This is a genomic window from Exiguobacterium sp. HSB13 (genome assembly GCF_056764755.1).
On record NZ_JBUZOM010000001.1, the window covers coordinates 718,974 to 743,514 of the forward strand.

Here is a 24,541-nt window from a genome sequence, read left to right on the forward strand (position 1 = left end):
ATATAGCGCTTACAATTTTAATGAGCGTCATGAAATGTGAATCTCTTTGGTGAACCTTGCCCATACTATAGCATACAATGTTGGAATAATAAGGAACCTAGGAATGATATGAAAATATCCCTAGGCGTATCGTTAAGCCTCATGAATGGGTTGAACGAATGAACGATTGGCTGTGATGTACGTATCCTGAGTCGTTTTCAAGCGTGGGGTGCCTTTCGATGACAGAACGATCTTCTCAATCGAAAGAACCGTACCCGGTGTATTTTTCGTTGGTAGTTCGTTTTTAAAGTCACGATCAGCATACTGTTTACATGTCTTCAAAATCCGGACTGTTGTCGGAAGATCAGTCAGGTACGTCTCGTCATCAATCATAGGCGCAAGATGGACGTATTTTTTGTTTGCCGTGACGTAAGCACCATCAACCGTGACGAGTCGTGGTGTGCCGGCCACTGTCAACTGAAGATCGGAAATCGTCAGCAATTGCCCGACTTCAAGAGCTGTCTGCTTATGCTCGAATTCCAAATCGTCATACAAGAAAGCCTTCTCGAGTACAACGACTTGCGTCGGTGCATCGACATGGTACTTCGCCGCATCGATTTTCTGTACAGGTGATCTGGATTCCTCGGGACGAAACTCGACTTTAAGTTGCTGGTAATGCAGATGCATCCCATTGACACTACTCGGTAACGTCATCCGGACGACGAACGGATGATAGTCGTCATGGATCAGCATCAATTGGAATGGATGTGAATATCGTTCGAGTGCCTCCGTCGAAATGAATAATTCAGTCCCTTCGATATGGAACGGAACGGCGGTTTCCGTTGCTTCATCGTTAGGCGCGATTAAGAGAACTTGATCGACCGAAGCCGTGTCGTCTTTGAGTAATTGTACGACTTCATAAAAGGTACCATCAACGAGACGCGTGCCTGCATACGTAGCAAAGAACGGCTCAAGGACAGGTCCGAGATGGTGTAGTGATTCCGGCATTCTATAATAAAGACGGTTCTCCGATACATAGCGCCGGGCTTTATGTTTTTGGACGAGTAGCGTGATGAAGGTGACGAAGCTGTCATAATCTTGTTGCTGCAGCAAGGCGTACTGCTTTTGGAAGATGTCATCGAAAATGAAATCGGCTGGATCTGCACCATGACGTTCAAAGATGGTGATCATTTCACCGAATAAATCAAAGAAAGTCTGCTGTTGCGGATGCTCAAGGAACCGTTTGTTGTTGAACAGACGGGAGAGGAAATCCATCTCGATCAGACGGCTCAAGGCATGGGTCTTGGCGACTGTCGGAATATCCAGTTCAAGCGTTTTCTCAAGCACCTGTAAATTAAAAGTCGTCTTCTCGAAGATGCTCGTCTGTCCGACTAACGAATCATTCATCGCGAATCGGTTGACGTGGTAGACAGGTGCTGGATTCATCGAAGCCGTTTGACATGTGGAGATGGCTTCGAAGAAGAAAAGTTTATCTTCACCGAACTGCATCGGGCTGAACCGGATGTTATGCTCGATCAAGACGGAGCGCTTCAGGATTTTCCCCGGCGGTCCAACCGCTCGAAATACTTTATCGATTTCATACGGCACGAGCTGATTGGCAGTCGTGAACGATGCGAACCGCCCGACTTTTTGAATCGACGTGTCGGTATGTTTGATCGTTTGACCGAATGCGATATCGGCATCGTTCGAAGCGGCTTGCGCGACGAGCTGAGGGAATCCGACCGGATCGAGACGGTCATCAGCATCTAAGAACGTGACGTATCTACCTGTCGCTTCTTCGATTCCGACGTTTCGCGGATGGGCAGGACTTCCCGTATTTTCTGGGAGTTCAATGATGCGAATGAAATCCATCGTTTCTGCAGCCGTGTGGAGAATCGATAACGACTCGTCGGTCGAACCGTCATCAACGAAAATCGCTTCCATCGTTGAATGATCAAGCGTGAGTGCCTGAATCGACGCGATACACGTCGAGAGATACGTCGCTTTATTGTATACAGGAATGATAATTGAAACAATTTTTCCCAACAGTAATTCCCACCTTAAAGAAAATATTTTAAAAAATACCATTTGAACTGTACCACAAAAAGGATACTCTCAAGCGTAAGAAAGGTGAGAACATACAAAAAAGGACGATGACCCGATTAAAGAAGGGAGCCATCGACCATTTAAACGCGGTCAGGAAGGAGTGGAATTACTTGATTCCAATGTTCTCAAGATATTTTTTTTCAGAGTCATCGATTTTACGGCTGATTTGTTTCGAATACGTCTTTCGAGCGTAAGTAGATCCTTTTTTCTGATAAATGGCTGTCTCTCCTCCAGATGATTGGTCGTAATAGATTTCAATGAGACCTTGATCCTCATAGACGATGACGCCCGTTTCTCCAGAATTTCGCTTTAGTTGTCGATCAACCTGTTGCTGCTTCAAGTATTGATTTTCAGATTTAATGACTTGATTGATAGCTACATCGTATTTCTGTTTTGCTTTCTCGCTTGTCGTATTTCCGTCTTGATCGTAATCGCTACATCCTGCTAGGCAGATTACCAGAAAGAGCAGTATCGATAAAAGTTTCACTTTCAAATGCGAACACCTCCGAAATACACTTTTTGCTTTAACGATAGTGTACATCAAGGCAACGCTTCATATGTAGCGCACTTGAGAAATAGGGAAGTGTCTTAGAGTAGAATAGGCATATTATAGTTCAATCGCATCGATGACGCCTTCAGGATACTCCCAGACGTTTCCTTCGATGAGCCATTGGTGGTGGCAGTTCGGGCAAGCGACTTCCGAAGAGAAGTCATACTGGATTTCAACACCTAAGCGCCGCTCCTCGTGCGATACACTATGTAAATCTTCAATGAGAATCTCATCCTTGAATTTCTCACGACAACGTGGGCATTTGAATTTCGAATAATGACTGATGACCATATCCATTCGATTCAACTCCTAAACAAAGAATTAGTATCGTTTACAGTATAATGATAACGCTTACATAAAAGTATTTTAATTTTGAATTGTAATCAAAATGGAATATATCAACTGAATTGGATTTTAAGTTATGAAAGATTTGCCTTTGCGAATGGGCAGAGAAAGAATACTTATTCACAAATAAATAAAAATTCCCATAAATGGTTATGGCTTTTATAATGAAGTAGAGAAATTGATTTTTAAGAAAACAACTACTGATGAGAAATTATGAGATTCATCGACTTATTACATAAAAGGATTGTGTGACAATATGCAACTCATCAAACAGATTAATGATCAGAATCATTTTTGGCTGTTCGAGAAGGATGGACGGACACTCTATACGTTTCACGGCATCATGGGAGAGAGATTGAAAGAACCAATGAGCGAGCAAAAGTTCTCGCGCTTTTTTAATCTAGATGCCTATATCCGAGAACTCGTAGCTGAGAAAGAAAAGGACGGATACTCGGTCGTTCAAGAAGCAGATTACCACGAAGTTGTCGTCGAGATCTTTTGTCAGGATACAGAGTATGACGTCATCCTTGAGCATCGTTCGAGCATTGAAGAAGACCTCAACGGTTTTCTTTTTGAAATCGGCAACGGGTATTTTGTTGAAGATGAGTATGGTCCGGAAGCGATCGAATTTGTCCTTCATATCTTGGAGCCGTCCTATATCGTTGAACCCGTCATTGATTATTTTAAGGACCAGTTTAATCTGAAGAAAATCCGAATGGGGCAGGCAAAAGTTCATTATGGCAGACGATTGACCGGGCTTTATCCCACAGGCAAGAACTTTAACCGAAAAAATTAAACACAAAATGTATAAGGAGGAGTCACATAGATGACAGTTCAAATCGGTTTACCAGGCGTCACAGAAGAGAGATTACAAGAGGTAGAAGCAGAACTCGGCTTCAAGCTTCCGAAAGAACTACGAAATAGGTACAAGCGCGAAAACAAGTTCAGCGTTGGCGAATGGGAGTTTCATCCGATCAAGGACGAGCAGTATATCAAGCGGACATGGGACGACCTTGTTCGTGTCAACACGACGGATGCGGAGGACTACCCATCCGGTTTCTTACGAATCGCACGTGACGGAGCAGGTGATGAACTCGGATATCAGCTTCCGGACACAGAGACAATCGTCTTATGGGATCATGAGGAACAAGAATTATTTTCGGTAGCACCAACGTTGAAGATATTCATTGAAAAGGAACAACAAATGGATCGCAGTGCAGAACAAGCAGAACTCTTCGTACAAACAGTCATCGAGATAGGAGCCGTCTATGGTTTATCAAAATTTGAACAGTCGGGTTGGGCCTATTGTCCTTCGAATCAAGAGGAATCGGATGTATTGTTATTCTTTTCGTCGAAATCAGCGGCGAAAGCGCTACAGACGAAGGAATGGGCGGACTATTACTTGATTCGCTTGGATTTGGATCTATTCATGGATGGCTGGTTACCGAACATGATTGACGATGGACTGTATTGTGGCTTGAACTGGGGACCAGAGCTCGTCGGACTTGAGCTAGATCCAGAAGATGTCCTAGCAGATCTGGAGGGTTAACATGATTCGGACGCTTCGTAAACAAGTTGGTGGAATGACGTCCGTCTGGCTCGTCTATCGCGATGGACGAAAATTGTATACGTATCACGGTGTTATGAACGAGATTCATCAAGACAATATGAAACAAGCGATGGAAGAGCGCTACTTGTTCCGATATCAAGCGAAACGTCGGATAAATACGTGGATTTCGGAGAAACAGGCAGAAGGTTACATGTTCGAAGACGTATTCGGACTGACACCGAACAACAAGAAAAGACAGACGTTCAAGCGTCGAATGATCGGACTCGCGTCTCTGCTGATTAGTGTCGGTTTGTTTCTGGTAGTGATGCCTTTTCTCGTCTCTCCAAGTATCATCGCAGTGCTTGCGTTACTTCAAATGGGAATGGTCGTTTTCAGTAAAGACTATTTACCGGGCTGGCTACGCACGGTTTGTTTCATCAGTTGCTGTGTCATGAACGTTGAATACCGAGAGGGGTTATACGCTGGTTTCTCGATTGGAACGGGTACACTCCTGTTGTTTTATGTCCAAAACAGATACAATCAAACGGATTTTCTGGCGGAACAGCCGAACCATGCTTCTATTTAAAAAACTCCTACCGAAGACCAATTCAATTGATAAGGATGATAATTAAATGATTGTCACGCTCAGTAAACAAGTGGATGGCATCATCTATTTCTGGCTCATGTACCGGGATGGTCGAACAATCCAGATGTATCACGGTGTCACCGAACAATGGAAACTCGATCAGGATGTCAGTGATTCAATTGAAGAACGGTATACTTTTCGGCGTCAAGCTAAACGACGACTGAAGGAATTGATTGCTGAGAAACAGGCTGAAGGATACAGGCAGGATGATATTTACGGGATGCAACCCGGACGGAAAGAGCGTGAGAAATTTCGCCGCCGGACGTCGTGGCTCGCTTATCTTCTTCTGGGTCTCGGTCTGTTCCAGTTCGTGACACCGTTCACTATATTACCGTTTGTTGTATTAGGTATCGGTATCACTCTGATGTTCTTAGCGTTTCTTAGTAAAGATCAGTTTCCGATGTGGTTACGTGTCATCTGTTTCGTCGATTATTTCTTAATGCATATCAGTTTTCGGCAAGAGCAGTATATTCCGCATCTGTTTCCAATTCTGTCGATTGGAACGGGTTTACTCCTCTGGTTTCATCTTCGAAAAACGAGACAACAAATGAAAGTAGAGCAATGACATTTTTAAAAGGAGATGCAACATGTCGCTTCTAGATAAGTTACTACAAGACCCTGCCGTTTCTGAGGTACCACGTTTACATAGTGCTCTTCTTGCGAAAGAACGCGGCTTGCGCAAAGCGTGGTTAGTACATATAGATGAGTTCATTGAAGAAGTGAATACGTGGAACTTCGAACGACAATGGACGTTTGTGAATTGGTTATTGTCTACCTGTGAAGGAGAGACGGACGCTTCAGTCCTCTTGATTCATCCGCTAAAAGAACGCCTCTTAAAACCAATCTTGAATCAATGGATGAAAGAGTTGCCGAATGACGTCCGACCGTATCGCTGGTATGGTCTTTTCTTTGATGAAGATGACCGTTACCTCTACTTACAAGAGGCGATTACGCGTGGGGGAAGACGGGAGCAGTTAGCGATCGAGAAGATGATTGATCATCACTTGTATGGACTTTGGTATTCTTTCCACCATCTCGATGAAGATTTGTATTTAGGAGAAATAAAGTAAGATGCAGCATCCTTAACAGAGGCTTGGTTGTTAATCGAGCAACTCGAAGATGCGGTTTTGAAATCGGAATGTATTAACGAATGGCAGAAGCTGAATCAAACCTTAACGGATTGGATTCGTTTCGAGCAAGAGAAAACTAACGGATTCATGGAGTGGCGTCTGCAACAAGAATCAAAGGGTTGAGTTTGATTAATCCCATGACATTAGCAGGTTAGAAATGTCCTCTCCGTTATATTTAAGAAAGAGGTATTTAACATGAAAAAACTAGGCACGTTTACAAGTCACAAAGGGAATCTGATTGTCTCGGATCCGGCTTTCCTTGAGCCGGATATAGAATACAACGTGACAATTCCAGTTGAACAAGGTTCGATTTGGACGGTCTTCTATGACGAAGATGAGTACGAATCAATTAATTTGCTTTACCTAACAATGAATGAAGAAACGAAGATGGCTCCATCCGATTTCGAGCCGGTATCCGATCTAGTCGTCGTCGATTCAGCGCAGCTCGTCGTCATGAACACAGCGGATTACGGGAGACGGGAAGCCATCGATTGGGAGATTCGAAATACGCTAGAGTTCGACGAAGAAATCGACCCGTTCTATATCGCAATCTCAGATGAAATGATGGAAGGCGAAATCTTCCTGTTTCCGTTCGGTGTCGCCGTTCAGTTAATGGGGGACGGACACTATGAAGTCCTTGTCCGACGGGAAGACGATAACGTGACAGGGATTGCGATCGTCCTTGGGGAACATGAGGCTTTTGAAGAACACGATGACGAGGAAGAAATATCGCTGGAAGACGTCGAAGTTCCACGACTGAATCATCAAAACACTGCTTTACCAGACGATGTCTTTCTTACGAATATTCTTCAGGCGATGCGACTATTTTATGTGAACGATCAAAAATCCTTGAAATACAGTATTCCAATCGAAGGTGAGAAGGTGGAGCACAAGCTGTATTTGTATGATTATTCATCCTCCATCCAAAACTATCAAGTGTCCGTGGAGAGTCCTTGTCCAGAAGCCCGCATCCAAGCATTCGAGATTGATCATTTTGCGATTCCGGAGTGGTATAAAGGTATTTTGAGAGTCTGTAACGGTGTGAGTTTTTCCGAAGAGTTGAACTTAAACGGTATTCCGTTGACGAGCTGGAACGGGTTATCGCATGAGATCCAAGGCAATCTCTCGGATAGTCTCGATGAATACGTGTTAACCGAGTTCGATGCAATCCGTGACAAGTATTTCTTTTTTGGTTCGTCGTTTAGACAGGATGAATACTATGCAGTATTAAAAGAGCGTCCAGACGAAGCTGTCTATTGCTTCGACTATAGAACGTTGAAACTCAAACCGAAGGCAACGACTTTCCAAGATATCATCCGTGATGCATGGCGCGCGTGTAATCTGAAAGCACTACATAAAAGAATGTGAGGATGATCTCATGAAAATAATCTATTCTCGTGAAGACTTACTCGCACTCGAAGATCCCTTTGAATATGAGGTGGGTCTGCCGATCCGCATCAGAGAACTTCCGGCTTCCGTCATCGAAGAGGAGATTCCGGATAGCCGCGAACATTTGGATCGTCTTCTAAAAGATGGCTATACATTGGTCATTCAGAAACCGCGAATTCCAAACCCGCCCGTATTCGCAGGGTTATCCGTGATAGCGGAGAATACGATCATGAAATTGTATATCTACCAGGCAAATCATTGTGAGGATGCGTTATGGGATGTTCTGTCCGAGAATGAATACAATCAGCACTGGGCATATTTTTTATTGAGAAAAATCGAAGGTGTCAGATTCGAATTGCCTTACACGCAATCATCACAACAATCACTCGGACTCACTCATCTTGGTACGAATCAACTCGTGTATTTACAGTTTGAAACCAATCAAAGCGTATCGTGTCAGTGGGATTGAAAAAGGAGATGCTTTTGTTTCCAGAAGACATCGTTTAATTCAAACAAATCAGTAGTGAGATGTTCCGTGATGAGCTAAAGCAAAAGCAAGCGTTGAGTACCTATCGCTTTTATGTAGTAGTGTGTGTCGGAAATAAGTTCCATTCCAAAAGAATCTTTGATTACTACAAGCTGTGGTGTTTGCTCGAACGAGAAGAGACGCTCGATGGCTTCACCTCCCGAATGGAAGTACCGGTTCAAGTGGGCAAAGAACCGTACTACGTTGGGATTGCTGAATTTGGCATCGAACAGCTCACAACAGCTATCGAGAAGATTAGTGATTCTCCAGCTATGTATACCATTATTTGTGCGAATCATGATCGACCGTCACACTGTCAGGAGTTACTTGATCAGGTGCTCGACATCGGCTTAACAGAGAGTGGAGGGTTGCCAGTCGTCGAGATGGTCACGACACTGACCGCACAAGGTTACGCCGTCTGCACGTGGGGAAGTTCGAGTGAAGAACAGGAACTTCAGTGTTTTTATACGGCAGCCTTCTTATAACAATGTAGAAAGAGGGAATTCGATGAGTCTGCGTGGTGTGTCATTTGAAATCCCGAATGAACCGGGGCGTGTCTTGCTCGACATATTAAGTGCGATTGAAATGAAAGCGTATGATTGGTTTCTTCGTAACTTTGATTTTCCGATCCAAACCATGGATGGGGACCTGTATGACAGTTTAGAAGAGTTTTCAATCGATCGGATAGCGACAGGACATGAACTAGCGAAATGGCTAAGGGGACCTAGCAATTACCTGATCTTTGCTGAATTGTTTGCATTTCAAAGTGATCAGACTGAAGAAGTAGGAATGACGTATGAATGGTTTCAGGAAAGCAATTGTCAAATCGCGATTTTGGTGTATGACTGCACGTACGTCGATATCTATTGTAAGGAGCAACACGTATCTGAAGCGTTTTATAAGAACGCCGTGAAACGTGGGTATAGCGGAATCGAGTGGGTGACCGATGACAATGATCCTCGGACTCGTTTGTCGGTATGGGCAGAATAAGACACTGTTCAGACGAACAGATGTAAACGATAAGCGTTTAAGGTGAGAGCTATGAACTACGAAGTGTTGATAAAAGGAGAGAAAAATCATGAATCAAGAGATGGAAGAGTTCGTTCAAGCGGTCCATCTGACGGTCGTTCAGGACGGTATGGCAGACTATAAGGACATCTATGAAGAAGAAGTCGATCCAAACGTCAATGATTATACGGCCTGCATCGCGTTTTACCAACAGTCGAGCGAAGCGGATCAAAAACGGATGAGACAGATGATGGAACAGACGATCATCGATACGGTTTCCCATGTATTTGGCATCAACGATGGGAGTTCAGGACTAAGTGGATCTGCGCTTGAAGCAAAATTGGCACTTGTCCGAGTCGACGAAGCAGGAGACCCGGTCGAGACCGTAGAGACAGATGGTGCATTGCAAGATACGTTTTTAGGCTACATAGAAGATCGTGACTTGAACGCATTGTGAAGGAGGGAGCGGGAACCACTCATGATCCAACTGATAAAACAAAACGGCTCAGATACGCTCTACCAAACAATCTATACGGAGGGACGCCTCATCGTTCAACATCAAGGAATCGTTGGAGCGTGGGTGAAAGCAGAAAACGTAAAGCAAATGCGCGTCTCGCGCTTCAAACGATTAGGTGTACAGATTTTGCAGCTGATCGAGAAGTTTGAACGTCAAGGCTATCGCGAAGTAAACGAGACAGATTATACGGAACTAGTCGTCCAGTTCTCTTATGACGAGGGTCAGGCAGAAGCAGCGCTCGAGCGCCGTCACATGATGGAAGAAGTAATCAATGATGGTTTGCTTCATACGGGTAACGGCTACTGCGAAGGGGGAGATATCGGTAGTGGTACGACGAATATCTTTTATCGTGTCCTTGATGTTGAGGCAGCTATTGCACTAATTTTTGAAGAAATGAAAGCACGCGATGTACAAGACGAACCAAAAATTGCAGTACAAGAAGGAGCAGCGTACACCGTTCTATATCCTCAAGGAGCGACGTTCGATTTGATTGGTGAAGGTAAACCATGGAGCTGGATTCCGATGACGCAAGCAGAGGACGAGAAGATATGGCACGTCATTGATCAACAATTTCAGTTCGCACCCAGTACAACGGTTTTCCCCTCATACCATGCCCCGAGTCCGTTCATTTCATACGAAGTGGATTATGAGAAACGCGAAGAAATCGAGCGAGAACTAGGACGTATTCTGATTGAGCTGACCGTTGAAGGGGAACGCGTCATGGCACTCGATTGGAATCATCAAGGATACTGGATCGACCCAAGACGTTCGTTTCTTCGAAATGAAGAAGGAGACTGGATGATTCCAGCAGTTCCAGATGGTGATTATTCCTTTTTCATCGCTCGCGATTTCCGCTGGGGATACCTCGGTCACCCGTGGGAACATAGCATCACAATGTTTGGAGAAGATCTAATTACTGCGTTCCAAAGAACAAAGATTTTTTCGAATGAAATCCGAAGAGGGTGAGTAAGATGAAAATGACCTTTCAACGAAACGACTGGATCGATGTGTTCCGGGAACTGCTGCCACGTGACGATTGGAAAGACCTCGTCCGTCTTCAAGTAAGTCAGCATTCGTATCCGGTTGAAGTAAAGTTTCTGGAACGACCACTTAAGCAGAATCCGAACATTGGTGATTTTTCGGATTGGACGGTCCGATCTCACATGATCATGACCGACGCCTCGCAGCTTGAAAGATTTCTCGAACATCTTGTCATCGAACAGCAGGAGATGGCGACTGAAGCAGAAGTGACGCTCATTATCCAAAAACAAGGACAAGAAATCGTCCGAATCACGAACGATTGTGTCTCGATGTATGGAGTCGCGTATGAGGAGCTTGATGACATAGGGACAGAATATGAGAACTTTTTTGATGCGGTCTTACCGCATGTCACGTTTCCGGTCGAGGTCGTTTTTTGTGGTCGGGATGTTTTAGAAAATGATGATTCGATTCACGTGATGACGTTGCACGATTTCAATTGGCAAGCGGTGTTGGAAGAACATGTATTGCATTTGCTGAATCGCAAGGAAGTGACATCAGGATTATTTTCGAAAGATGCACGTCCCACGCCGCAAACGCTTGAGGACTTCATGTCTGAATTCTCGTTAATGATGCCCTATAACTTCATCGTGACCCGCGATGCAGCGGATCGATTTGGCATGCTCGATCACTTTTGTACGAATGGAAAGATCGCACATTTTGGAAAAATAGCCGATGGAGAGACGTCTTTCAAGTAACGATCAAACCATCAAATATAAGGAGAAAACACAATGAGCTTAGCATCATATATCTGTATGGAGAGACAAATTCCTGAACAGTATCTCAATTTAGATGAAAAAGATGAAACTGTTCCTTTATATATCGGTCCTTGTTTTGCGGATGAAGACTGTCTGTATGAAGTGAAAACGAAGCATTTTCATAAATGGTATGTATATGAAATTTCGAGTCACTGGGGCATCGAGATCGTTGAACCTTTTGATTCCGAAATTGCACTGGAATCGAAAGAAAAGCTACGTTATCTGTTTACGTTCATGAATGACTTCTTAGACGAGGGTGAATCGTTCGAATTGTATACCTGTTGGATTGGGGAAGAGTACTATCCAAAAGTAAAAAGTATGGCACTATCTTTGAAACTTGATCAGTTAGAAGACATTGAGATTCCTGAAAGAACGCATATTTTGATCACGAAACAGAGTAAAAACTAAAAAGCCGCTGATCCACAGCGGCTTCAGTTTATTTGGTTCACTCTTGTGCATAGACGATGTCTGCGATGGCATGGACCTGAGCAAGCGTCATTTCGGAATAGAATTCGATCGACAAAGGATGATCCGTCGGCTCGAGTTCAAAGAAAGGAAGTTGACCAGTTCCTTCATCATGGACCATCACTTTTAAGTTGACGGTATCCGGGTAAGCGGGTAGATCGCTTGAAAACCAGCCGAACATCGGCTCCTCAATCCGAGAACGTTTTTTCTCGATGAAGCGAGCGAAGTTGTCAGGACTTAAGCTCACCCATGTAATCCACCAGAAGGGTTCATCTTGTCCAGCAATCGGGAGTTCAAGAATGCCCTTCACGAAATAATGCGGACCGTCCAGTTCTAAGACACACCACGTATCATGCATCTCGCTTTTCGTTTCTTGCTCTTTCTCAGACATTCGTTCGTAGTAGACCGGTCCGAGTGTTTCATATTCAGTCGGGAGTTCGTCGTGGCGTTCGCCACAGATGGCGCAAGGCAGAAGTTTTTTCATTGGAATCACCTCTAAGTTGAGTTATGTATGTCTCGTTGTCGAACGTTAGAAGAGAGCATACTTGTAGTGTAACACCCGTTGGTAGAGAATCCCGATGGAGACCGTGACAATCCAGCGAAAGTGAGGGGGTTAACGTGCAGATTTACATTGAAGAACATCAAAATCATGCGAAGACGATTAAAGAATATCATCTGACACTAAAGGGACAAGACCGAATCACATCCATTTTTTCATTCGAATATTATAGTGATGACTCAAATGAAGATGAAGTCATTTCGGACGAAGAAGTGTTAACCCAATTATTCTCGCGGTTAAATCGTTTTCCAATCTATCTCTCTTTTGGATTCCATGAACTGACTGATTTAGAAAAAGAAGATTTGCTGTCTACGGTTAAGCACAAACAATTACTGTATACAGAGACCTCAATCACTCAGCGTGAAAGATATATGACCGTCGAAGTGAATCAACCGACGGACTTATTGCAAATACTAGCGAAGACCATTTCAGTGGCTAGGAACAACGGCTACTATTTGATTGCTTTCACTGATGTATTGAAGTTTGAAACGAGGAGAGTAAGACGGTGGCTGATCAAAAAAGAGAGAGTAGTGCCAGTAATCGATATGAAGAAACCGACGACATTTTTTAAAACCGGCTTTGATTTCGAGAATATCCTGATCTTCTCGAATGAAACAGATTTCGATGCGTTAGAGAAAATAGAAGCACTCTTTCCAGATGATGAAATCGAGCGGTAATGGAGTGATTGAAAGAGGGGAAAGGAATCGTGTTATATGTCTATTTTGAGAAGCGTATGGATCACGCACAAGTGTTTAAGGACAGATACTTGTACATTGATCGACCAGAACGTATCGACTTCATCTATTCGATGGGGTGTCTACCGGATATGGAAACTAAAAGCGACTACCAAGGCGATTCAAATCGAGTCTTGAAACAATTTTTGACGCGTCTCAATCGGTTCCCGATTTTCGTCACGTTCGGTGGAGGTTTTACGGACGAGGAGGTCGAGCCGTACTTTCAAAAGCACAATCTATCGTATACAAAGGTTCGACCAAACAAGAACCTATACTATCACGTTCAAGTGCATGACGCGACCGAACTGGAGTTGTTGCTAGATGAGATCTATTGGTATGGGGCTGTGAACGAAGACTTCTTTATATCGTTTACGAATCTCCTGACGTTTGAGCGGATAATGGTCAAAGGATGGTTTTTCAAAAAAGAACGTATCGTTCCCGTCATTCATGTGACGAAAGAGATGTCGTTCATCACGATGGAACATGATTTCATGGGCTATTATCTGTTTTCGAATGAACCTTGTTTTAATACCGAGGACAAGGTGAAAGAGATCTTTCCTGACGACGGTACCATTGAATTCTATTGATGAAACAAGCAGTTGGATGATGTAGATGGATCAAGCAGAATACGTGGAGGGATTTCCATGTTATACATCGATCTCGAAGAACATACGAATCATACAAAAGTGATCAAAGACCGTTATCTCGATATTGATCAACCAGGTGCTATTAAGTCGATTTATTCGATGGGATGTATTCCGAATGATGAGAAACGAGACTATCAACGTGACTCGAACGATGTACTGAAGTATTTTTTGACGCGTCTGAATCGCTTTCCGCTATTCGTCACGTTCGGCGGTGGTTTTACCAATGAAGAAGTGGAACCGTTTTTTCGGAAGGAAAATCTGTTCTACACAAAGATTCAACCAGATAAGAGCAGTCCTTTTTATAGCGTTCAAGTGAACGATGCGAGCGAACTTGAGCGTCTGCTGGACGAAACGTATTGGTATGCGGCAGTAAACGATTTTTATTTCCTATCCTTTACGAATCTCCTGACGTTTGAGCGAAAAATGGTCAAAGGGTGGTTCTTTAAAAGAGAAGTGGTTGTTCCCGTCATTCGTGCGATGAAAGAAATGTCATTCATCACGATGGAGCATGATTTCATGGGCTATTACCTGTTTTCAAATGAAGCTTGTTTTGATACTGAGGACAAGGTAAAAGCGTTTCTTCCAAAAGGAGAAGGCATCGACTACTACGATTGACATTCATAGGAACGATATAAAGGAGGACGATCATGTTTGGGATCAGTACGAATCTAAAAGAAGTACCAGAAAACGAGAAAGAGATTCTCCCATTTCCGAGTCACGTTCAACGCTTTTTGAAAGAAGACTTCGCAAGTACGTCCAATCGTTGCGATCTCTTAATTAATCTCGATCCTTACACCGATAAGTTGTTTGGAGCGAGAGAAGTGAACGAGTTGATTGGAATTTGCGAGCTGCTTATTCAACGCTATTGCACACCGAAGGAAGCGTGGATGATGAATCAAGCGAATCATTATGCGAGTGAGCCGTGGATGATGCATCAGTCAGACACTCTAATGATGGAATTACATCAATTTTTAGAAGTGTTGAAGCGGATGTGCATCGCGTCTGTCTATCAGAATACGTTGGTTTGTTTTTGGGGCGACTAAACGATTGAATGTTGAAGAATATATAAAAATTGGAGTTTTGAAAAGTGAGAAAAAAGCTGAAGATAACGGGAATCATAGCAGGTGTAAGTCTTTCGATATATGTCGTGTGGACGATCTATCGGCTATTTTTCTTGGTTGATATCAATGTTGTACCAAAAGAAGAGTATATCTCAAAAAGTAGCTCGCCCGATCAGGCTTACACGATTCGCTTTTACCGCGCGAATGGTGGCGCGACGGTGGATTATGCGATGCTCGGCATTATGGAGAATAAGAACGGAGAAAAGCGCAGAATGTACTGGGAGTATCCTTGTCGCGAGATAAAAGAAGTGAAGTGGACGAAGGATACGGTGACGATCAATGGCACTAAAATCAAGATATGGAGTCAAGTGTACGACTTCAGAGAGGGCATATACGAAGCAGACTAAGAGGAACATGAGGATGATGATATGCATTCAGCAAATCTTGGCGAGCGATCATGACGTAGTTGTCAGAAACCAAGCATGCAAGGATGATGCTTACCGACTGCTTGGTTTCTTCAACAAATAACGAGGCGGTGGACCGAAAGATTGCTCCGCTTCGAAATATGCCAATTCGCCTGGAATACAGGAAATGATCGAGGCAAATCCAAAGCCGATGGCGTGTTCGAGTGCCTCACGGAGAGGTAACGTTTTCCCGCTGATCAGCTCGTTTTCTGATAGACAATAGCACGTATCCGGTGCACCATATTGTTTCAACAAATCATACGTATCGTCAGGCCATGAATTAGGTGGTTTGATTTCAATCAAATAATCATTTTTCAGCATGCTTAAATACCGGTGATCTAACCGCTGAAGCGCCATATCTCGTTTTTTTGGCGTGAACAGTTCATGCAGTACGCGCTCTTGAACGCGCTTGACGAAAAACGATTGGACGAGCACTCTTTCTTGTTCTTTATCCATGTTTTCAGTTCCTTTCTACTTCATCTATCGTACCGAATCCATTACATACACTCATTGAATTCATTTTACATGACAAGGAGCCAATTTATGAGCTACCTATCTGCGGGATACTATCTTATTCTGCCAACTCCTCGAAAAGAATACATGGACAAGGCGGTTGTTCCTGAATCCGTTCTATCCGTAAGTGAATGCATCTGTACACACTATCCTGACATCAGTATCTTATGGGGAAACGTGGAAGTAAAGAAAGACCGTTATATGGAGCAACTCGGTCTCTCACTTACCACCTTTCAGTTACTTGAACAATGGATAGAAGAACATCAGAAGACAGGAGATATGTTGTTTCCTCAAGTGTTCTCTAACTTAAATGCTGCGAAAACGTTCGTAAATCGTTTCTTAACTCATATTCCTGATATACGCATCATCGGCATCGGCTTACCAGAACAGTATAAAGTGGATTTTCTTGAAGATGTAGCGGCTTTTAGTAGTAAAAATCCTGAGCCTTATGGAGTAGAAAAAATCGTATCACAACATCTCAGTCCTGATATGGAAGGTGCCGAAAAAATCGGGTACGAAGTCTTAGGATTTGATTTGGGATCATTTCATTCGTATTTGTGTAATGGACTGGAACGCGATTTCAGTCACCATTTCAACTTCTCACTAAACAGCCATGGTTTAATCCATACGTTCGAAGAAGCGGATCGTTACTCGGATTATTGTAATGAATTAGGCGAGGCGACAGAATCGGTCTTATGGTTTCCGTGGGCGATTTTTGAATATGAACGGAGCAATTAAAAGTAAAGATGCTGCTAATCAAGTAACAATGTTTAGCGTAATGGATGAGGAGGATAAAAAACGATGGATTCGACCGAACAATTAGAGCAGCATGTAAATCAATTAAGAAATACACTTTATGAATTCGAAAAGAAGATGAAACGCAAATTTTCGATTGAGGAATGGCGGTACCTTCTGGAGAACGGATTAAATAGTCTTTTGAGCACACGTGAAGACACACAGCAAATGATTTCAAAGCTCTCCATTCAAACGAAAAAAAGACCTACTCGTTGGAAGCTAACATCTGGAGTTGTCTATGCGATTCCGTTACCTCGACTTGGAGGGTATGGATATGCAGAAATGAGAATCTCTAAAGATGAGAATCATGAAACTGGAAAACTAGAGTCTATGGATTACATCCAATACTATAATCTTAGAACAGAAAGAATTCTTTCACTCCATGAGTTAGATAAAAAAAATCCTGGACCTTGTATAGTCATTAGAACGGGTTACTATGGTATAAAAAATGGGGAATGGATTGTACTTGGAAGACGCCATCGAGAAGAAGGAACCTTTTCAACTCCGTTGTTATTTGACACTTTAGAATCGAATGATGAAGAGTATTTCATCACGAAAGGCTTATGGGGAGTGAAAATTTTTGTGGATGAAAAAGAGGCTAAAGCAGTCGTAAATCCATATGGTTCAAGTGGGGATATAGCTGCTGTTTACAAATATGAAGAACGATTAAAAGAAATCAATGACAATTTGAAATGACTATTTATGTTGGAATCACAGATTGATTTAGAAGTATTAAAATGATACCCAAACGGAGGTTGATTTAATGAATTATCTTGATCATTTAGAACAGCATTGTGGAGAATTCACGGAAGCATTCCCAATTGAGAAACTTGAACAAAAGAACGTCCAAATCTTGAAATTCAAAGATGCACCGTTCAAGGAGACCTATACGATTGCATCCCTTGGATTACTTTTTCATCCACTCCAAATGGAAGACGGTTCACTGATGCATCAAGAAATAATGATGTCAGCGGAACAACCAGACGTTCAGGATGAGATCATTTTTCTACTCTGGCAATTGGTTGAATACGCTATGAGAACAGGACATGCATTTGATGCAACAGAGTATTATCCACTCCCTGAAGGAATATTTGAAAAGTATCAGTTCTCCTCTGTTTATGTTACAAGTCCTGTGTACTTTGATGAATCCTTCTGCCTATTTGAAACAGATTCTAATGTTGGGAACGAGCCTGACACCGTATTGCCAGTCTGGTTCGTACCGATTTTTGAATCTGAGGAAAAATATATTGAAAAACACGGAGCGGATCGATTTGAAAATCTTTTATTTGAGACAGATGAGTTAGTAGATTTTAACCGTAAACCACTCGTGTAAATGGTTATTGATAGCTATTTGAAAGATATAACATCGATCATACACGATCTGATAGAACATCCTAGAGGTTTAGAGAATAATGGAGGATCAAATGAAGACGCCTCGTATACCTGACATCATATCAAAATTAGAATTGGTTTTAGAAAATCAACTATCAAGGGAAGAAGCTTCAGACTGGGCTTACCAATGGATGATGATATCAGAGAATGAAGAGGGTTGGGAGACTACAGATTACGATATTTTAGTTTTTCAAGGCTTAACTACAGTGTATGGCATGGACTTTCTCAATAGCCCTAGCGAATATCTGCACTGTGAGGAAGATATCCGTGATTGGGTGAAAGAACTCCAAAAAATCGAGAATAACGATCATCAGAAGGTTAGAAAGAAGTTTAACTAAAGTTTTGATATATCGCACAATGACAGTAAATCATCTAGTGGATGCTTGAACTCCTCAAGTGAATTAGAAGAATTTCCATAACTGTTTTAAAAACAGGAGGTATGAATGAATAAGAATCAAATCATGGATTCAGGATGGAATCGTCAAACCATATGGCAGGGATGTATACTCGCTTCAATCGCTCATGCTATCTTTGTCGCAAACAACCCTGATTTTGCTTATGAGCATTCGTGGGATGGTGATCATTACAGTACGAATGATGGTCAAGGCTGTAGAGGAACAGTAACATTTGGACAGGATTTTTTTGTGGCGAGCTTTCGGAACGAAGAATTTTTTGAAGAGACTATAGAAGCGAATGACTTGCTAATCGAAGCTCCAGAAAAAGTACAAAAAATGGCTGTAGATGATACTTTTCAATACCTGCTAGATGATGTTGAAGGAGTCATTCTTCCGGTCGTCAGTACCGTCTTATGGGGAGATGATCGTCAAATTTTTTCAAGTCATCGATATGAAGAAATGATGGATCGGGGATCAAGTCTATTAGAAATACAGGCGTCGGGTTACGAAGCTGGACTGGCATATTGGGAAGAGTACTACGAGCTCACGGAACGACAGCTGGCGCTCCTAGAAACACTATATCACTTAAAAATAGAGAACCCATCTCAAGCTATTACCTTATCGCATGAGGACATTCAAGTGTTAGATACGAGTGATATGGAAGGAATTGAGGAGAGTACAACTTCTTTTTATGAGATTGATATTCATTGGTCTAGCGATGTATCTAACTAATCTATTCACTTACGTAATCTAGTTATGATTGCAAAGAAGCACACATCGTAAAAGAGATGTGTGCTTCTATTTTATAGACCCGAATAATAAACTTTCTTCGTCCGATTGATTTTTTCTACTACATCCTCGAACTTGAAATAAGACTATTAAGAGCAATCAGAAATCAAACGTATCTGGATCCGGTCCACTCCGAAGATTTTCATTTAATTGGTTTAATCGTTCCATATCTTCTGGAAGGATTTCGAAATCAGTGATGCGCAGATTTTCTTGCATCCGTGAAGGCGTCATAGACTTAGGAATCGTGATGATGCCCTGCTGAATATCCCATCGTAGAATGATTTGAGCAGCTGATTTTTTGTATTGTGTAGCGAGCTCCTGAATGACCTCATTTTCTAGAAGTTCCGCATTCATGAGCGGTGACCAGGCTTCAATTTGAATCCCATGTTCACTGCAGAATTGACGTAACTCTGACTGAGTTAGCTTCGGATGGAGTTCGATTTGATTGACGACAGGTATGATGGATGCATGTTGCAGTAAGTCCTTGAGATGGTGGATTTGAAAATTACTCACACCAATCGCGCTGAGCTTGTCCGTTTGAACCAACTCTTCAAGTGCTTTCCAAGGAGCTTGATACTTGGCTTTCCCTGGCCAATGGATCAAGTAGAGATCAAGGTACTCCAACTGCATTTTTTCTAAGGATTCTGCGTAAGCAGCAAGTGTTTCTTCATATGATCCATGTGCATTCCAGACTTTTGATGTCACGAATAGTTCTTCGCGTGTTACGAGTCCTTCTTCGATAGCTTTCGCAATGCCTCTGCCGACACTTTGTTCGTTACCATAGATGGCTGCAGTATCGATACTACGATAGCCTTCGCGAATCGCTGTCACGACCGCTTGCTCGAGATCCGCACCGTCCTCGACACGAAATACGCCATATCCGACTTGTGGCATGTCCACACCATTGTTTAACCGTACTGTAGAGATTTTCATATTCATCTAGCTCCTTTATCAAAATTACAGCAAAAAAATCATGCTGTATGTGTGACATCATCATATCGGGAGCAATCAGAAATTAGAAGACGGCACTTTAAAGTTCCATAGTCACCAAAAAGTGACTTTTCCTAAATTACAGGGACGAGGGAAGTACAAAAAATCAAACAGCAAACAGCCCTGCATTCGAAAATGCAGGGCTGTTTAGGGAAGTACGGAAAAATTAACAGCTATTCTTCAAGTGTTCATTTTGGAGATGCTGCTCTCCCCAGTCACATAAGACATCCATGGTTGATTTTAACGATCGTCCATAGTCCGTTAACTCATATTCGACCTTAGGTGGAGCTTGGTGATAGATGACCCGTCGAATGACACCGTCCTGTTCTAATTCTCTTAATTGCTGGACCAGCATTTTTTGAGAGACATTCGGCATGCGACGTTTTAACTCACTCGTCCGGTACTTATCTTTAAACAAGTGGCACAAGATGACGACTTTCCATTTCCCGCCGATCACTTTTAAAGCAGCTTCGACAGGGATACTAAATTTACTCAACACGATAACTCCTTCATCCATAAAATTAAAATACAATGACTGATTCCTTCGTTAAAAGAATTACCAAAACGAAATATAGCATAAGTTGTACTTTATTCAAAAGAAGTGAACTCGTATGACTAAATGAGCTAGTACTGAGCATTACTCATGTTGTAAAGCAGGACGTTAGCAAAATATCCGATGTAGTTTTTCTTAGGCGTAGCTATGCGTTATTTTATTTTGTTGCCTCTGCTTCATATTTATCTAAAAATTCATCAACAGAGACCTTCTCATTTACTTCACTCGTTGATTTACTCGAGGAAATGGTGTGAGATAATCCATTTAAATCATCTGGACTTGATTGGATTTCAAGCACTAATGTATCACCTAAACCCGTTTCAAGCCCACTTCCGAAGCTAAAAGTTCGTGTTACATAAGCTTCAGCATAATTTCGTTGATTTTCAGAGTACACTTTTACGTTAGAAATTTTATAACTAAATGAATGTAGCTGTTGCTTATCCACTTTTGTACTAGATAGAAAAATTAATACAGCCTCGTCGCGTGACGATAATCTGGATTGATTGGTATGCGCTAACGGCGTATTGTTTAAAAAATCCGCTTTTTGTTGCTCCAGGACTTTCGTGAAAAAAGTGAAGGCTTGCTCCTTTGAAATCGTGCTTTCAGATTTTTCCTGTGAAATATTAGAAGTCGCTATTGCGTTACTGATCAAAAAGCCAGAAGATAGAAGTACACCTAAAGAGAGTGATAATAAAATAGTTTTCTTCAATATCAAAACCTCTTTCTGTTGTATGGATAATGTTACTATATAACAAAAAAAGCCAATAAAGGAAAGGTTGAAAAAGATGGGTAAATCGAATTCTAAGAAAAAGAACAGAAAGAAAATAGTCCTGATATGTTTCGGAACGCTAGCCATCATCGTACTACTCATGCCGATTCTATCACCGATTCTGTTTACGGATGCTTCGCCAAGAGGTGCTCTAAGACACGAACTCTACAAAGAGGGCTATTTCTATCAAAGTTACTTTGCAATCATTACGGAACAAGATCCGCAAGCGGAGCGTTACCACATGTTTTGGTTTGATTGGAAAAGTGAAACGGGCGGAACTCCTTTTGTCTGTTATTCAAAGAAGGTGAATGAAGAAAAGTACGCGGTCTCTTGTGGTACAGGTCCATGACCTGATCTTTCGGACAAGAATTTTACATAAGAAAAGTGGATACATCATGCGAAATAGGAGTGCAGACTGGTACGATGGAAGCGTACTTAGTTCTGCACTCCTTTTGTGAAAAATCGAGATATGAGAGAAAAAATCATACGCCAAACATAATAAATGTAGACCAGACATAGGAAAAATTTCAATGAAACTTAATAAAGAAAAATATCGTAATTAATAGTTGTATAATAACTTCATGTAACAAACATATTCAAAGAATACATATGTCGGAGGAGACGTCGATGGTGGTACCGTTTCTTGGTCTTGGTGTCGGGATATTCTTGTTGACGTTAGGCATCTATTTCATCCGCTCGAAGCATGCGCAAAAGACACCGCTAGCGGGACACGGGGATAGCGTCGACACGGTGGATTCATTCGTACTCAGTATCATTTTGTCAATTGGCGTCATCTTATTTTGTTCGTTGACCGTCAGACATTATGGTTATGTCTGTGTCTTAGGTGGACTGTTCATACTATACGCCGTCAGCGCAGCATGGTGAGATCTATAGGAATGTAGAAGGTAAGATAAAGGGAGCACAAATCATGATTCAATTAGTAAAACAAATCGACGATCGTGTGTATCACATCGTCTTTCACCAAGAGGGGCGCACTTTATTCTGCCGGGAAGGTGTTGCCCAAAAAGAGCAGGAATCGATAGCGAGGATATGATGGAAACGAATGAAGAGTCTGCAACGAAGCGGATTGTTTTTAAAAATCCGTTTCTCGCGTATCGTCAGAAAAAAACGTGGGTTCGTGAAAAATTAGAAGATGGCTACATCCGGTCACCTTTTGCTCTGTCTGAAGCGATGGATTTTCGAGCCGACCGACGCATCATAAAGTTGCGTATTTTAAGCGCTCTATTGATCTTGTTCAGTGGATTACTGACGCTGACTGATATCTTGCCAATCCCAGGATACATAACACTCGTCGTTCTGATGATTTTCTGGCCGATGCATCTCGATGGGAAATCTGCACGTCCTCGCATGTATCGCTGGTCAGGAGCACTTTTCATGTTCGCGTTAGCGGGCTCATCGAAAAACTATCTATCACCAATCAATCTCTCGATTAACGGAGCGGTCTGTCTCATCTCAGGATTCATTCTCCTGCTGTATGCCTCAGAACAATTACAGAATGTACGAGCGAGAAAGCCCACTCCTTTAGGGGTGGGATGATAGCGAGTTCGGGGACGGGGTGTCTTCAGACACCGCATGTCCCCGACTGTTCTTCCTGATGAAATGCATTTATAGTAAATCTATAATGGAGTTGATTATTATGATGAAGGAGGTGTCAAAGATGAGTCAAGTCGTCACGGTAGAAGTTCGAATCTATGCCACGCGTCGTCAGGATGCCATCCTAAAAAGGATGGGCAAGACCTATATCCAGACCGCCAACCGAGTCGTGGCGAACATGGTCGCCTCCGAGGACGGGAAGAGGTGGTCGAGCAAGGACATCGACACCCCCCTTCCGAGCGCCGTGAAGAACCAACTCGCAGGAGATGCCGTCGGCATCTACAAGAAGGCGAGGAAAGAGGATTTCAAACGCATCCCTGTCCTCAAAAAGCCGGTCTGCGTCTGGAACAATCAGAACTATTCCTTCGACTTCGAGAGCATCTCCTTCCCCGTTTGGATGGACGGGAAGTCCGTGAAGATGCGATTCCGTGCTGCCATGGTTGACAAGGACAATCGGAATACCCGACTCCTTGCCAACAAACTCGGGACGCTCAGGGTCACGAAGAAGGGAAGGAAGTGGATCGCTCAGATTTCCGTCCATGTCCCGACCGTCCCTCGGACGGGGGTGCGGGTGATGGGGGTTGACCTCGGACTGAAAGTGCCGGCGGTCGCCGTCACCGATGACGACACGACCCGTTTCTTCGGGAACGGTCGTAAGAACAAGTATATGAAACGCAAGTTCCGTGCGGAACGGAAGGCACTCGGTAAAAAGAAGAAGCCGAAGGCTATCAAACGACGCAATCAGAAGGAACAGCGGTGGATGCGGGACAAGGACCACAAGGTCAGCCGAGCCATCGTCGATTTTGCAAGACAGAAGAAAATCTCTGTCATTCGCCTCGAACTCTTGGCGAACATCCGACAGACGGCAAGAACAAGCCGTAAAAACAACCAGAACCTCCACTCATGGTCGTTCTATCGTCTCGCGTCCTTCATCGAATACAAAGCTGCCTTGTCGGGCATCAAGGTTGAGTATGTGAACCCCGCCTACACGAGTCAGACCTGCCCATCCTGTTCCGTCAGGAACAAGGTGAGGGATAGGGTCTACACGTGTGCATGTGGGTTTAAAGGACATCGGGACGCCGTCGGTGCGATGAACATTCGATACGCACCTGTGATGGATGGTAACAGTCCATCAGCCTGAGAACCTATACGGTCTGTCTCAGGAGGGGTGATGGCACACCCCTACCTCAAGGCTCGGACGAAACAGAAATGGATTGAGTCAGCCAAGCACTTGAGAATCCCACCCTCACCAAAGGTGTG

Annotated in this window: 37 protein-coding genes; 29 read left to right on the top strand and 8 right to left on the bottom strand. The window is 42.9% G+C overall.

The annotated features are described in order from the left end of the window. Positions 1 to 132: 132 nt before the first annotated feature. The 3 genes from ACZGCQ_RS03775 to ACZGCQ_RS03785 all read right to left on the bottom strand — a co-directional run bounded on the left by ACZGCQ_RS03775 (position 133) and on the right by ACZGCQ_RS03785 (position 2,932). Complete coding sequence (locus ACZGCQ_RS03775; RefSeq protein WP_481265475.1) at positions 133 to 2,025, bottom strand: DUF5776 domain-containing protein; 1,893 nt, start codon at positions 2,023 to 2,025, stop codon at positions 133 to 135. Positions 2,026 to 2,191: 166 nt separating this feature from the next. Beyond that, complete coding sequence (locus ACZGCQ_RS03780) at positions 2,192 to 2,578, bottom strand: hypothetical protein (RefSeq protein ID WP_481265476.1); 387 nt, start codon at positions 2,576 to 2,578, stop codon at positions 2,192 to 2,194. A 114-nt stretch (positions 2,579 to 2,692) separates the two neighbouring features. Next, positions 2,693 to 2,932, bottom strand: a complete 240-nt coding sequence (locus ACZGCQ_RS03785) for a hypothetical protein (RefSeq protein WP_481265477.1) — start codon at positions 2,930 to 2,932, stop codon at positions 2,693 to 2,695. A 304-nt stretch (positions 2,933 to 3,236) separates the two neighbouring features. Here ACZGCQ_RS03785 and ACZGCQ_RS03790 point away from each other — a divergent pair, with 304 nt between their 5' ends. From ACZGCQ_RS03790 to ACZGCQ_RS03855, 14 genes are all read left to right on the top strand, one after another. Then, positions 3,237 to 3,776, top strand: a complete 540-nt coding sequence (locus ACZGCQ_RS03790; RefSeq protein ID WP_481265478.1) for a hypothetical protein — start codon at positions 3,237 to 3,239, stop codon at positions 3,774 to 3,776. Positions 3,777 to 3,806: 30 nt separating this feature from the next. Continuing rightward, positions 3,807 to 4,529 carry a DUF2750 domain-containing protein gene (locus tag ACZGCQ_RS03795; RefSeq protein ID WP_481265479.1) on the top strand — a complete coding sequence of 241 codons (723 nt, stop codon included), beginning with the start codon at positions 3,807 to 3,809 and terminating at the stop codon, positions 4,527 to 4,529. A gap of 1 nt (position 4,530) precedes the next feature. After that, entirely contained in the window at positions 4,531 to 5,115 is a 585-nt protein-coding gene (locus tag ACZGCQ_RS03800) for a hypothetical protein (protein WP_481265480.1), read from the top strand. Positions 5,116 to 5,161: 46 nt separating this feature from the next. Beyond that, positions 5,162 to 5,740, top strand: coding sequence for a hypothetical protein (locus ACZGCQ_RS03805; RefSeq protein WP_481265481.1), 579 nt, complete (start codon positions 5,162 to 5,164; stop codon positions 5,738 to 5,740). Between the two features lie 22 nt (positions 5,741 to 5,762). Then, entirely contained in the window at positions 5,763 to 6,245 is a 483-nt protein-coding gene (locus tag ACZGCQ_RS03810) for a hypothetical protein (RefSeq protein WP_481265482.1), read from the top strand. Between the two features lie 27 nt (positions 6,246 to 6,272). After that, a complete protein-coding gene (locus tag ACZGCQ_RS03815) occupies positions 6,273 to 6,428 on the top strand; it encodes a hypothetical protein (protein ID WP_481265483.1) in 156 nt (51 codons plus the stop codon). A gap of 72 nt (positions 6,429 to 6,500) precedes the next feature. Further along, on the top strand, positions 6,501 to 7,673 hold the full coding sequence (locus ACZGCQ_RS03820; protein WP_481265484.1) for a hypothetical protein: 1,173 nt from the start codon (positions 6,501 to 6,503) through the stop codon (positions 7,671 to 7,673). Positions 7,674 to 7,683: 10 nt separating this feature from the next. Continuing rightward, positions 7,684 to 8,163 carry a hypothetical protein gene (locus ACZGCQ_RS03825; protein WP_481265485.1) on the top strand — a complete coding sequence of 160 codons (480 nt, stop codon included), beginning with the start codon at positions 7,684 to 7,686 and terminating at the stop codon, positions 8,161 to 8,163. Between the two features lie 92 nt (positions 8,164 to 8,255). Then, positions 8,256 to 8,705 carry a hypothetical protein gene (locus ACZGCQ_RS03830; RefSeq protein ID WP_481265486.1) on the top strand — a complete coding sequence of 150 codons (450 nt, stop codon included), beginning with the start codon at positions 8,256 to 8,258 and terminating at the stop codon, positions 8,703 to 8,705. A 22-nt stretch (positions 8,706 to 8,727) separates the two neighbouring features. Further along, positions 8,728 to 9,210: a DUF2691 family protein gene (locus ACZGCQ_RS03835; RefSeq protein ID WP_481265487.1), complete on the top strand. Its 483-nt coding sequence runs from the start codon at positions 8,728 to 8,730 to the stop codon at positions 9,208 to 9,210. Positions 9,211 to 9,298: 88 nt separating this feature from the next. Then, the gene (locus tag ACZGCQ_RS03840) at positions 9,299 to 9,685 is read left to right on the top strand and encodes a hypothetical protein (protein ID WP_481265488.1); all 387 of its coding nucleotides are present in this window, start codon (positions 9,299 to 9,301) and stop codon (positions 9,683 to 9,685) included. Positions 9,686 to 9,706: 21 nt separating this feature from the next. Next, positions 9,707 to 10,711 (top strand): DUF2716 domain-containing protein, encoded by a 1,005-nt coding sequence (locus tag ACZGCQ_RS03845; protein ID WP_481265489.1) that lies wholly within the window; start codon positions 9,707 to 9,709, stop codon positions 10,709 to 10,711. Between the two features lie 5 nt (positions 10,712 to 10,716). After that, positions 10,717 to 11,481 carry a hypothetical protein gene (locus ACZGCQ_RS03850; protein WP_481265490.1) on the top strand — a complete coding sequence of 255 codons (765 nt, stop codon included), beginning with the start codon at positions 10,717 to 10,719 and terminating at the stop codon, positions 11,479 to 11,481. 33 nt (positions 11,482 to 11,514) lie between these two features. After that, positions 11,515 to 11,949: a hypothetical protein gene (locus ACZGCQ_RS03855; protein WP_481265491.1), complete on the top strand. Its 435-nt coding sequence runs from the start codon at positions 11,515 to 11,517 to the stop codon at positions 11,947 to 11,949. 37 nt (positions 11,950 to 11,986) lie between these two features. Here ACZGCQ_RS03855 and ACZGCQ_RS03860 read toward each other — a convergent pair whose 3' ends face one another. Then, entirely contained in the window at positions 11,987 to 12,490 is a 504-nt protein-coding gene (locus tag ACZGCQ_RS03860; protein ID WP_481265492.1) for a DUF2199 domain-containing protein, read from the bottom strand. Between the two features lie 134 nt (positions 12,491 to 12,624). On the opposite strand from ACZGCQ_RS03860, the gene ACZGCQ_RS03865 reads away from it, so the two are divergent. Genes ACZGCQ_RS03865 through ACZGCQ_RS03885 form a run of 5 tightly spaced genes read left to right on the top strand, consistent with a single transcriptional unit; the run spans position 12,625 to position 15,414 of the window. Beyond that, positions 12,625 to 13,242, top strand: coding sequence for a hypothetical protein (locus ACZGCQ_RS03865; protein WP_481265493.1), 618 nt, complete (start codon positions 12,625 to 12,627; stop codon positions 13,240 to 13,242). Between the two features lie 29 nt (positions 13,243 to 13,271). Next, positions 13,272 to 13,886 carry a hypothetical protein gene (locus tag ACZGCQ_RS03870; protein ID WP_481265494.1) on the top strand — a complete coding sequence of 205 codons (615 nt, stop codon included), beginning with the start codon at positions 13,272 to 13,274 and terminating at the stop codon, positions 13,884 to 13,886. Between the two features lie 57 nt (positions 13,887 to 13,943). Then, positions 13,944 to 14,561 (top strand): hypothetical protein, encoded by a 618-nt coding sequence (locus tag ACZGCQ_RS03875; protein WP_481265495.1) that lies wholly within the window; start codon positions 13,944 to 13,946, stop codon positions 14,559 to 14,561. A 32-nt stretch (positions 14,562 to 14,593) separates the two neighbouring features. Further along, entirely contained in the window at positions 14,594 to 14,989 is a 396-nt protein-coding gene (locus ACZGCQ_RS03880) for a hypothetical protein (RefSeq protein WP_481265496.1), read from the top strand. 44 nt (positions 14,990 to 15,033) lie between these two features. Continuing rightward, complete coding sequence (locus ACZGCQ_RS03885) at positions 15,034 to 15,414, top strand: DUF5412 family protein (protein WP_481265497.1); 381 nt, start codon at positions 15,034 to 15,036, stop codon at positions 15,412 to 15,414. Between the two features lie 90 nt (positions 15,415 to 15,504). On the opposite strand, the gene ACZGCQ_RS03890 is transcribed toward ACZGCQ_RS03885, so the two are convergent. Then, on the bottom strand, positions 15,505 to 15,927 hold the full coding sequence (locus tag ACZGCQ_RS03890) for a hypothetical protein (RefSeq protein WP_481265498.1): 423 nt from the start codon (positions 15,925 to 15,927) through the stop codon (positions 15,505 to 15,507). Positions 15,928 to 16,014: 87 nt separating this feature from the next. Here ACZGCQ_RS03890 and ACZGCQ_RS03895 point away from each other — a divergent pair, with 87 nt between their 5' ends. The 5 genes from ACZGCQ_RS03895 (at position 16,015) to ACZGCQ_RS03915 (ending at position 19,298) form a co-directional block, all read left to right on the top strand. After that, a complete protein-coding gene (locus tag ACZGCQ_RS03895) occupies positions 16,015 to 16,722 on the top strand; it encodes a hypothetical protein (protein ID WP_481265499.1) in 708 nt (235 codons plus the stop codon). A 63-nt stretch (positions 16,723 to 16,785) separates the two neighbouring features. Then, positions 16,786 to 17,475: a hypothetical protein gene (locus ACZGCQ_RS03900; protein ID WP_481265500.1), complete on the top strand. Its 690-nt coding sequence runs from the start codon at positions 16,786 to 16,788 to the stop codon at positions 17,473 to 17,475. A 67-nt stretch (positions 17,476 to 17,542) separates the two neighbouring features. Further along, complete coding sequence (locus tag ACZGCQ_RS03905; RefSeq protein ID WP_481265501.1) at positions 17,543 to 18,112, top strand: suppressor of fused domain protein; 570 nt, start codon at positions 17,543 to 17,545, stop codon at positions 18,110 to 18,112. Positions 18,113 to 18,203: 91 nt separating this feature from the next. Further along, positions 18,204 to 18,509 carry a hypothetical protein gene (locus ACZGCQ_RS03910; protein WP_481265502.1) on the top strand — a complete coding sequence of 102 codons (306 nt, stop codon included), beginning with the start codon at positions 18,204 to 18,206 and terminating at the stop codon, positions 18,507 to 18,509. Positions 18,510 to 18,614: 105 nt separating this feature from the next. Then, complete coding sequence (locus ACZGCQ_RS03915) at positions 18,615 to 19,298, top strand: hypothetical protein (protein WP_481265503.1); 684 nt, start codon at positions 18,615 to 18,617, stop codon at positions 19,296 to 19,298. A 156-nt stretch (positions 19,299 to 19,454) separates the two neighbouring features. Here the strand turns inward: ACZGCQ_RS03915 and ACZGCQ_RS03920 are convergent, their stop codons facing one another. From ACZGCQ_RS03920 to ACZGCQ_RS03930, 3 genes are all read right to left on the bottom strand, one after another. After that, positions 19,455 to 20,294, bottom strand: coding sequence for an aldo/keto reductase (locus ACZGCQ_RS03920; protein ID WP_481265504.1), 840 nt, complete (start codon positions 20,292 to 20,294; stop codon positions 19,455 to 19,457). A gap of 217 nt (positions 20,295 to 20,511) precedes the next feature. After that, positions 20,512 to 20,841, bottom strand: a complete 330-nt coding sequence (locus ACZGCQ_RS03925; RefSeq protein ID WP_058705278.1) for a winged helix-turn-helix transcriptional regulator — start codon at positions 20,839 to 20,841, stop codon at positions 20,512 to 20,514. Between the two features lie 214 nt (positions 20,842 to 21,055). Then, positions 21,056 to 21,607: a hypothetical protein gene (locus ACZGCQ_RS03930; RefSeq protein ID WP_481265505.1), complete on the bottom strand. Its 552-nt coding sequence runs from the start codon at positions 21,605 to 21,607 to the stop codon at positions 21,056 to 21,058. A 160-nt stretch (positions 21,608 to 21,767) separates the two neighbouring features. On the opposite strand from ACZGCQ_RS03930, the gene ACZGCQ_RS03935 reads away from it, so the two are divergent. From ACZGCQ_RS03935 to ACZGCQ_RS03955, 5 genes are all read left to right on the top strand, one after another. Then, on the top strand, positions 21,768 to 22,016 hold the full coding sequence (locus ACZGCQ_RS03935; RefSeq protein WP_481265506.1) for a hypothetical protein: 249 nt from the start codon (positions 21,768 to 21,770) through the stop codon (positions 22,014 to 22,016). A gap of 278 nt (positions 22,017 to 22,294) precedes the next feature. After that, positions 22,295 to 22,552 carry a hypothetical protein gene (locus ACZGCQ_RS03940; protein ID WP_481265507.1) on the top strand — a complete coding sequence of 86 codons (258 nt, stop codon included), beginning with the start codon at positions 22,295 to 22,297 and terminating at the stop codon, positions 22,550 to 22,552. 43 nt (positions 22,553 to 22,595) lie between these two features. Next, on the top strand, positions 22,596 to 22,721 hold the full coding sequence (locus ACZGCQ_RS03945; protein ID WP_481265508.1) for a hypothetical protein: 126 nt from the start codon (positions 22,596 to 22,598) through the stop codon (positions 22,719 to 22,721). Next, the gene (locus ACZGCQ_RS03950; RefSeq protein WP_481265509.1) at positions 22,721 to 23,224 is read left to right on the top strand and encodes a hypothetical protein; all 504 of its coding nucleotides are present in this window, start codon (positions 22,721 to 22,723) and stop codon (positions 23,222 to 23,224) included. The genes ACZGCQ_RS03945 and ACZGCQ_RS03950 overlap by 1 nt, the downstream gene beginning before the upstream one ends. A gap of 121 nt (positions 23,225 to 23,345) precedes the next feature. Further along, positions 23,346 to 24,422, top strand: coding sequence for an RNA-guided endonuclease InsQ/TnpB family protein (locus ACZGCQ_RS03955; RefSeq protein WP_214745538.1), 1,077 nt, complete (start codon positions 23,346 to 23,348; stop codon positions 24,420 to 24,422). Positions 24,423 to 24,541: the final 119 nt, after the last annotated feature.

Bases quoted from the DNA above. Each gene is read 5' to 3' on its own strand.
- ACZGCQ_RS03785 (WP_481265477.1), bottom strand. From the start codon at position 2,932: ATGGATATGGTCATCAGTCATTATTCGAAATTCAAATGCCCACGTTGT.
- ACZGCQ_RS03790 (WP_481265478.1), top strand. From the start codon at position 3,237: ATGCAACTCATCAAACAGATTAATGATCAGAATCATTTTTGGCTGTTC.
- ACZGCQ_RS03795 (WP_481265479.1), top strand. From the start codon at position 3,807: ATGACAGTTCAAATCGGTTTACCAGGCGTCACAGAAGAGAGATTACAA.
- ACZGCQ_RS03800 (WP_481265480.1), top strand. From the start codon at position 4,531: ATGATTCGGACGCTTCGTAAACAAGTTGGTGGAATGACGTCCGTCTGG.
- ACZGCQ_RS03805 (WP_481265481.1), top strand. From the start codon at position 5,162: ATGATTGTCACGCTCAGTAAACAAGTGGATGGCATCATCTATTTCTGG.
- ACZGCQ_RS03810 (WP_481265482.1), top strand. From the start codon at position 5,763: ATGTCGCTTCTAGATAAGTTACTACAAGACCCTGCCGTTTCTGAGGTA.
- ACZGCQ_RS03820 (WP_481265484.1), top strand. From the start codon at position 6,501: ATGAAAAAACTAGGCACGTTTACAAGTCACAAAGGGAATCTGATTGTC.
- ACZGCQ_RS03825 (WP_481265485.1), top strand. From the start codon at position 7,684: ATGAAAATAATCTATTCTCGTGAAGACTTACTCGCACTCGAAGATCCC.
- ACZGCQ_RS03835 (WP_481265487.1), top strand. From the start codon at position 8,728: ATGAGTCTGCGTGGTGTGTCATTTGAAATCCCGAATGAACCGGGGCGT.
- ACZGCQ_RS03840 (WP_481265488.1), top strand. From the start codon at position 9,299: ATGAATCAAGAGATGGAAGAGTTCGTTCAAGCGGTCCATCTGACGGTC.
- ACZGCQ_RS03845 (WP_481265489.1), top strand. From the start codon at position 9,707: ATGATCCAACTGATAAAACAAAACGGCTCAGATACGCTCTACCAAACA.
- ACZGCQ_RS03850 (WP_481265490.1), top strand. From the start codon at position 10,717: ATGAAAATGACCTTTCAACGAAACGACTGGATCGATGTGTTCCGGGAA.
- ACZGCQ_RS03855 (WP_481265491.1), top strand. From the start codon at position 11,515: ATGAGCTTAGCATCATATATCTGTATGGAGAGACAAATTCCTGAACAG.
- ACZGCQ_RS03860 (WP_481265492.1), bottom strand. From the start codon at position 12,490: ATGAAAAAACTTCTGCCTTGCGCCATCTGTGGCGAACGCCACGACGAA.
- ACZGCQ_RS03875 (WP_481265495.1), top strand. From the start codon at position 13,944: ATGTTATACATCGATCTCGAAGAACATACGAATCATACAAAAGTGATC.
- ACZGCQ_RS03880 (WP_481265496.1), top strand. From the start codon at position 14,594: ATGTTTGGGATCAGTACGAATCTAAAAGAAGTACCAGAAAACGAGAAA.
- ACZGCQ_RS03890 (WP_481265498.1), bottom strand. From the start codon at position 15,927: ATGGATAAAGAACAAGAAAGAGTGCTCGTCCAATCGTTTTTCGTCAAG.
- ACZGCQ_RS03895 (WP_481265499.1), top strand. From the start codon at position 16,015: ATGAGCTACCTATCTGCGGGATACTATCTTATTCTGCCAACTCCTCGA.
- ACZGCQ_RS03900 (WP_481265500.1), top strand. From the start codon at position 16,786: ATGGATTCGACCGAACAATTAGAGCAGCATGTAAATCAATTAAGAAAT.
- ACZGCQ_RS03905 (WP_481265501.1), top strand. From the start codon at position 17,543: ATGAATTATCTTGATCATTTAGAACAGCATTGTGGAGAATTCACGGAA.
- ACZGCQ_RS03910 (WP_481265502.1), top strand. From the start codon at position 18,204: ATGAAGACGCCTCGTATACCTGACATCATATCAAAATTAGAATTGGTT.
- ACZGCQ_RS03915 (WP_481265503.1), top strand. From the start codon at position 18,615: ATGAATAAGAATCAAATCATGGATTCAGGATGGAATCGTCAAACCATA.
- ACZGCQ_RS03920 (WP_481265504.1), bottom strand. From the start codon at position 20,294: ATGAATATGAAAATCTCTACAGTACGGTTAAACAATGGTGTGGACATG.
- ACZGCQ_RS03935 (WP_481265506.1), top strand. From the start codon at position 21,768: ATGCCGATTCTATCACCGATTCTGTTTACGGATGCTTCGCCAAGAGGT.
- ACZGCQ_RS03940 (WP_481265507.1), top strand. From the start codon at position 22,295: ATGGTGGTACCGTTTCTTGGTCTTGGTGTCGGGATATTCTTGTTGACG.
- ACZGCQ_RS03945 (WP_481265508.1), top strand. From the start codon at position 22,596: ATGATTCAATTAGTAAAACAAATCGACGATCGTGTGTATCACATCGTC.
- ACZGCQ_RS03950 (WP_481265509.1), top strand. From the start codon at position 22,721: ATGGAAACGAATGAAGAGTCTGCAACGAAGCGGATTGTTTTTAAAAAT.
- ACZGCQ_RS03955 (WP_214745538.1), top strand. From the start codon at position 23,346: ATGAGTCAAGTCGTCACGGTAGAAGTTCGAATCTATGCCACGCGTCGT.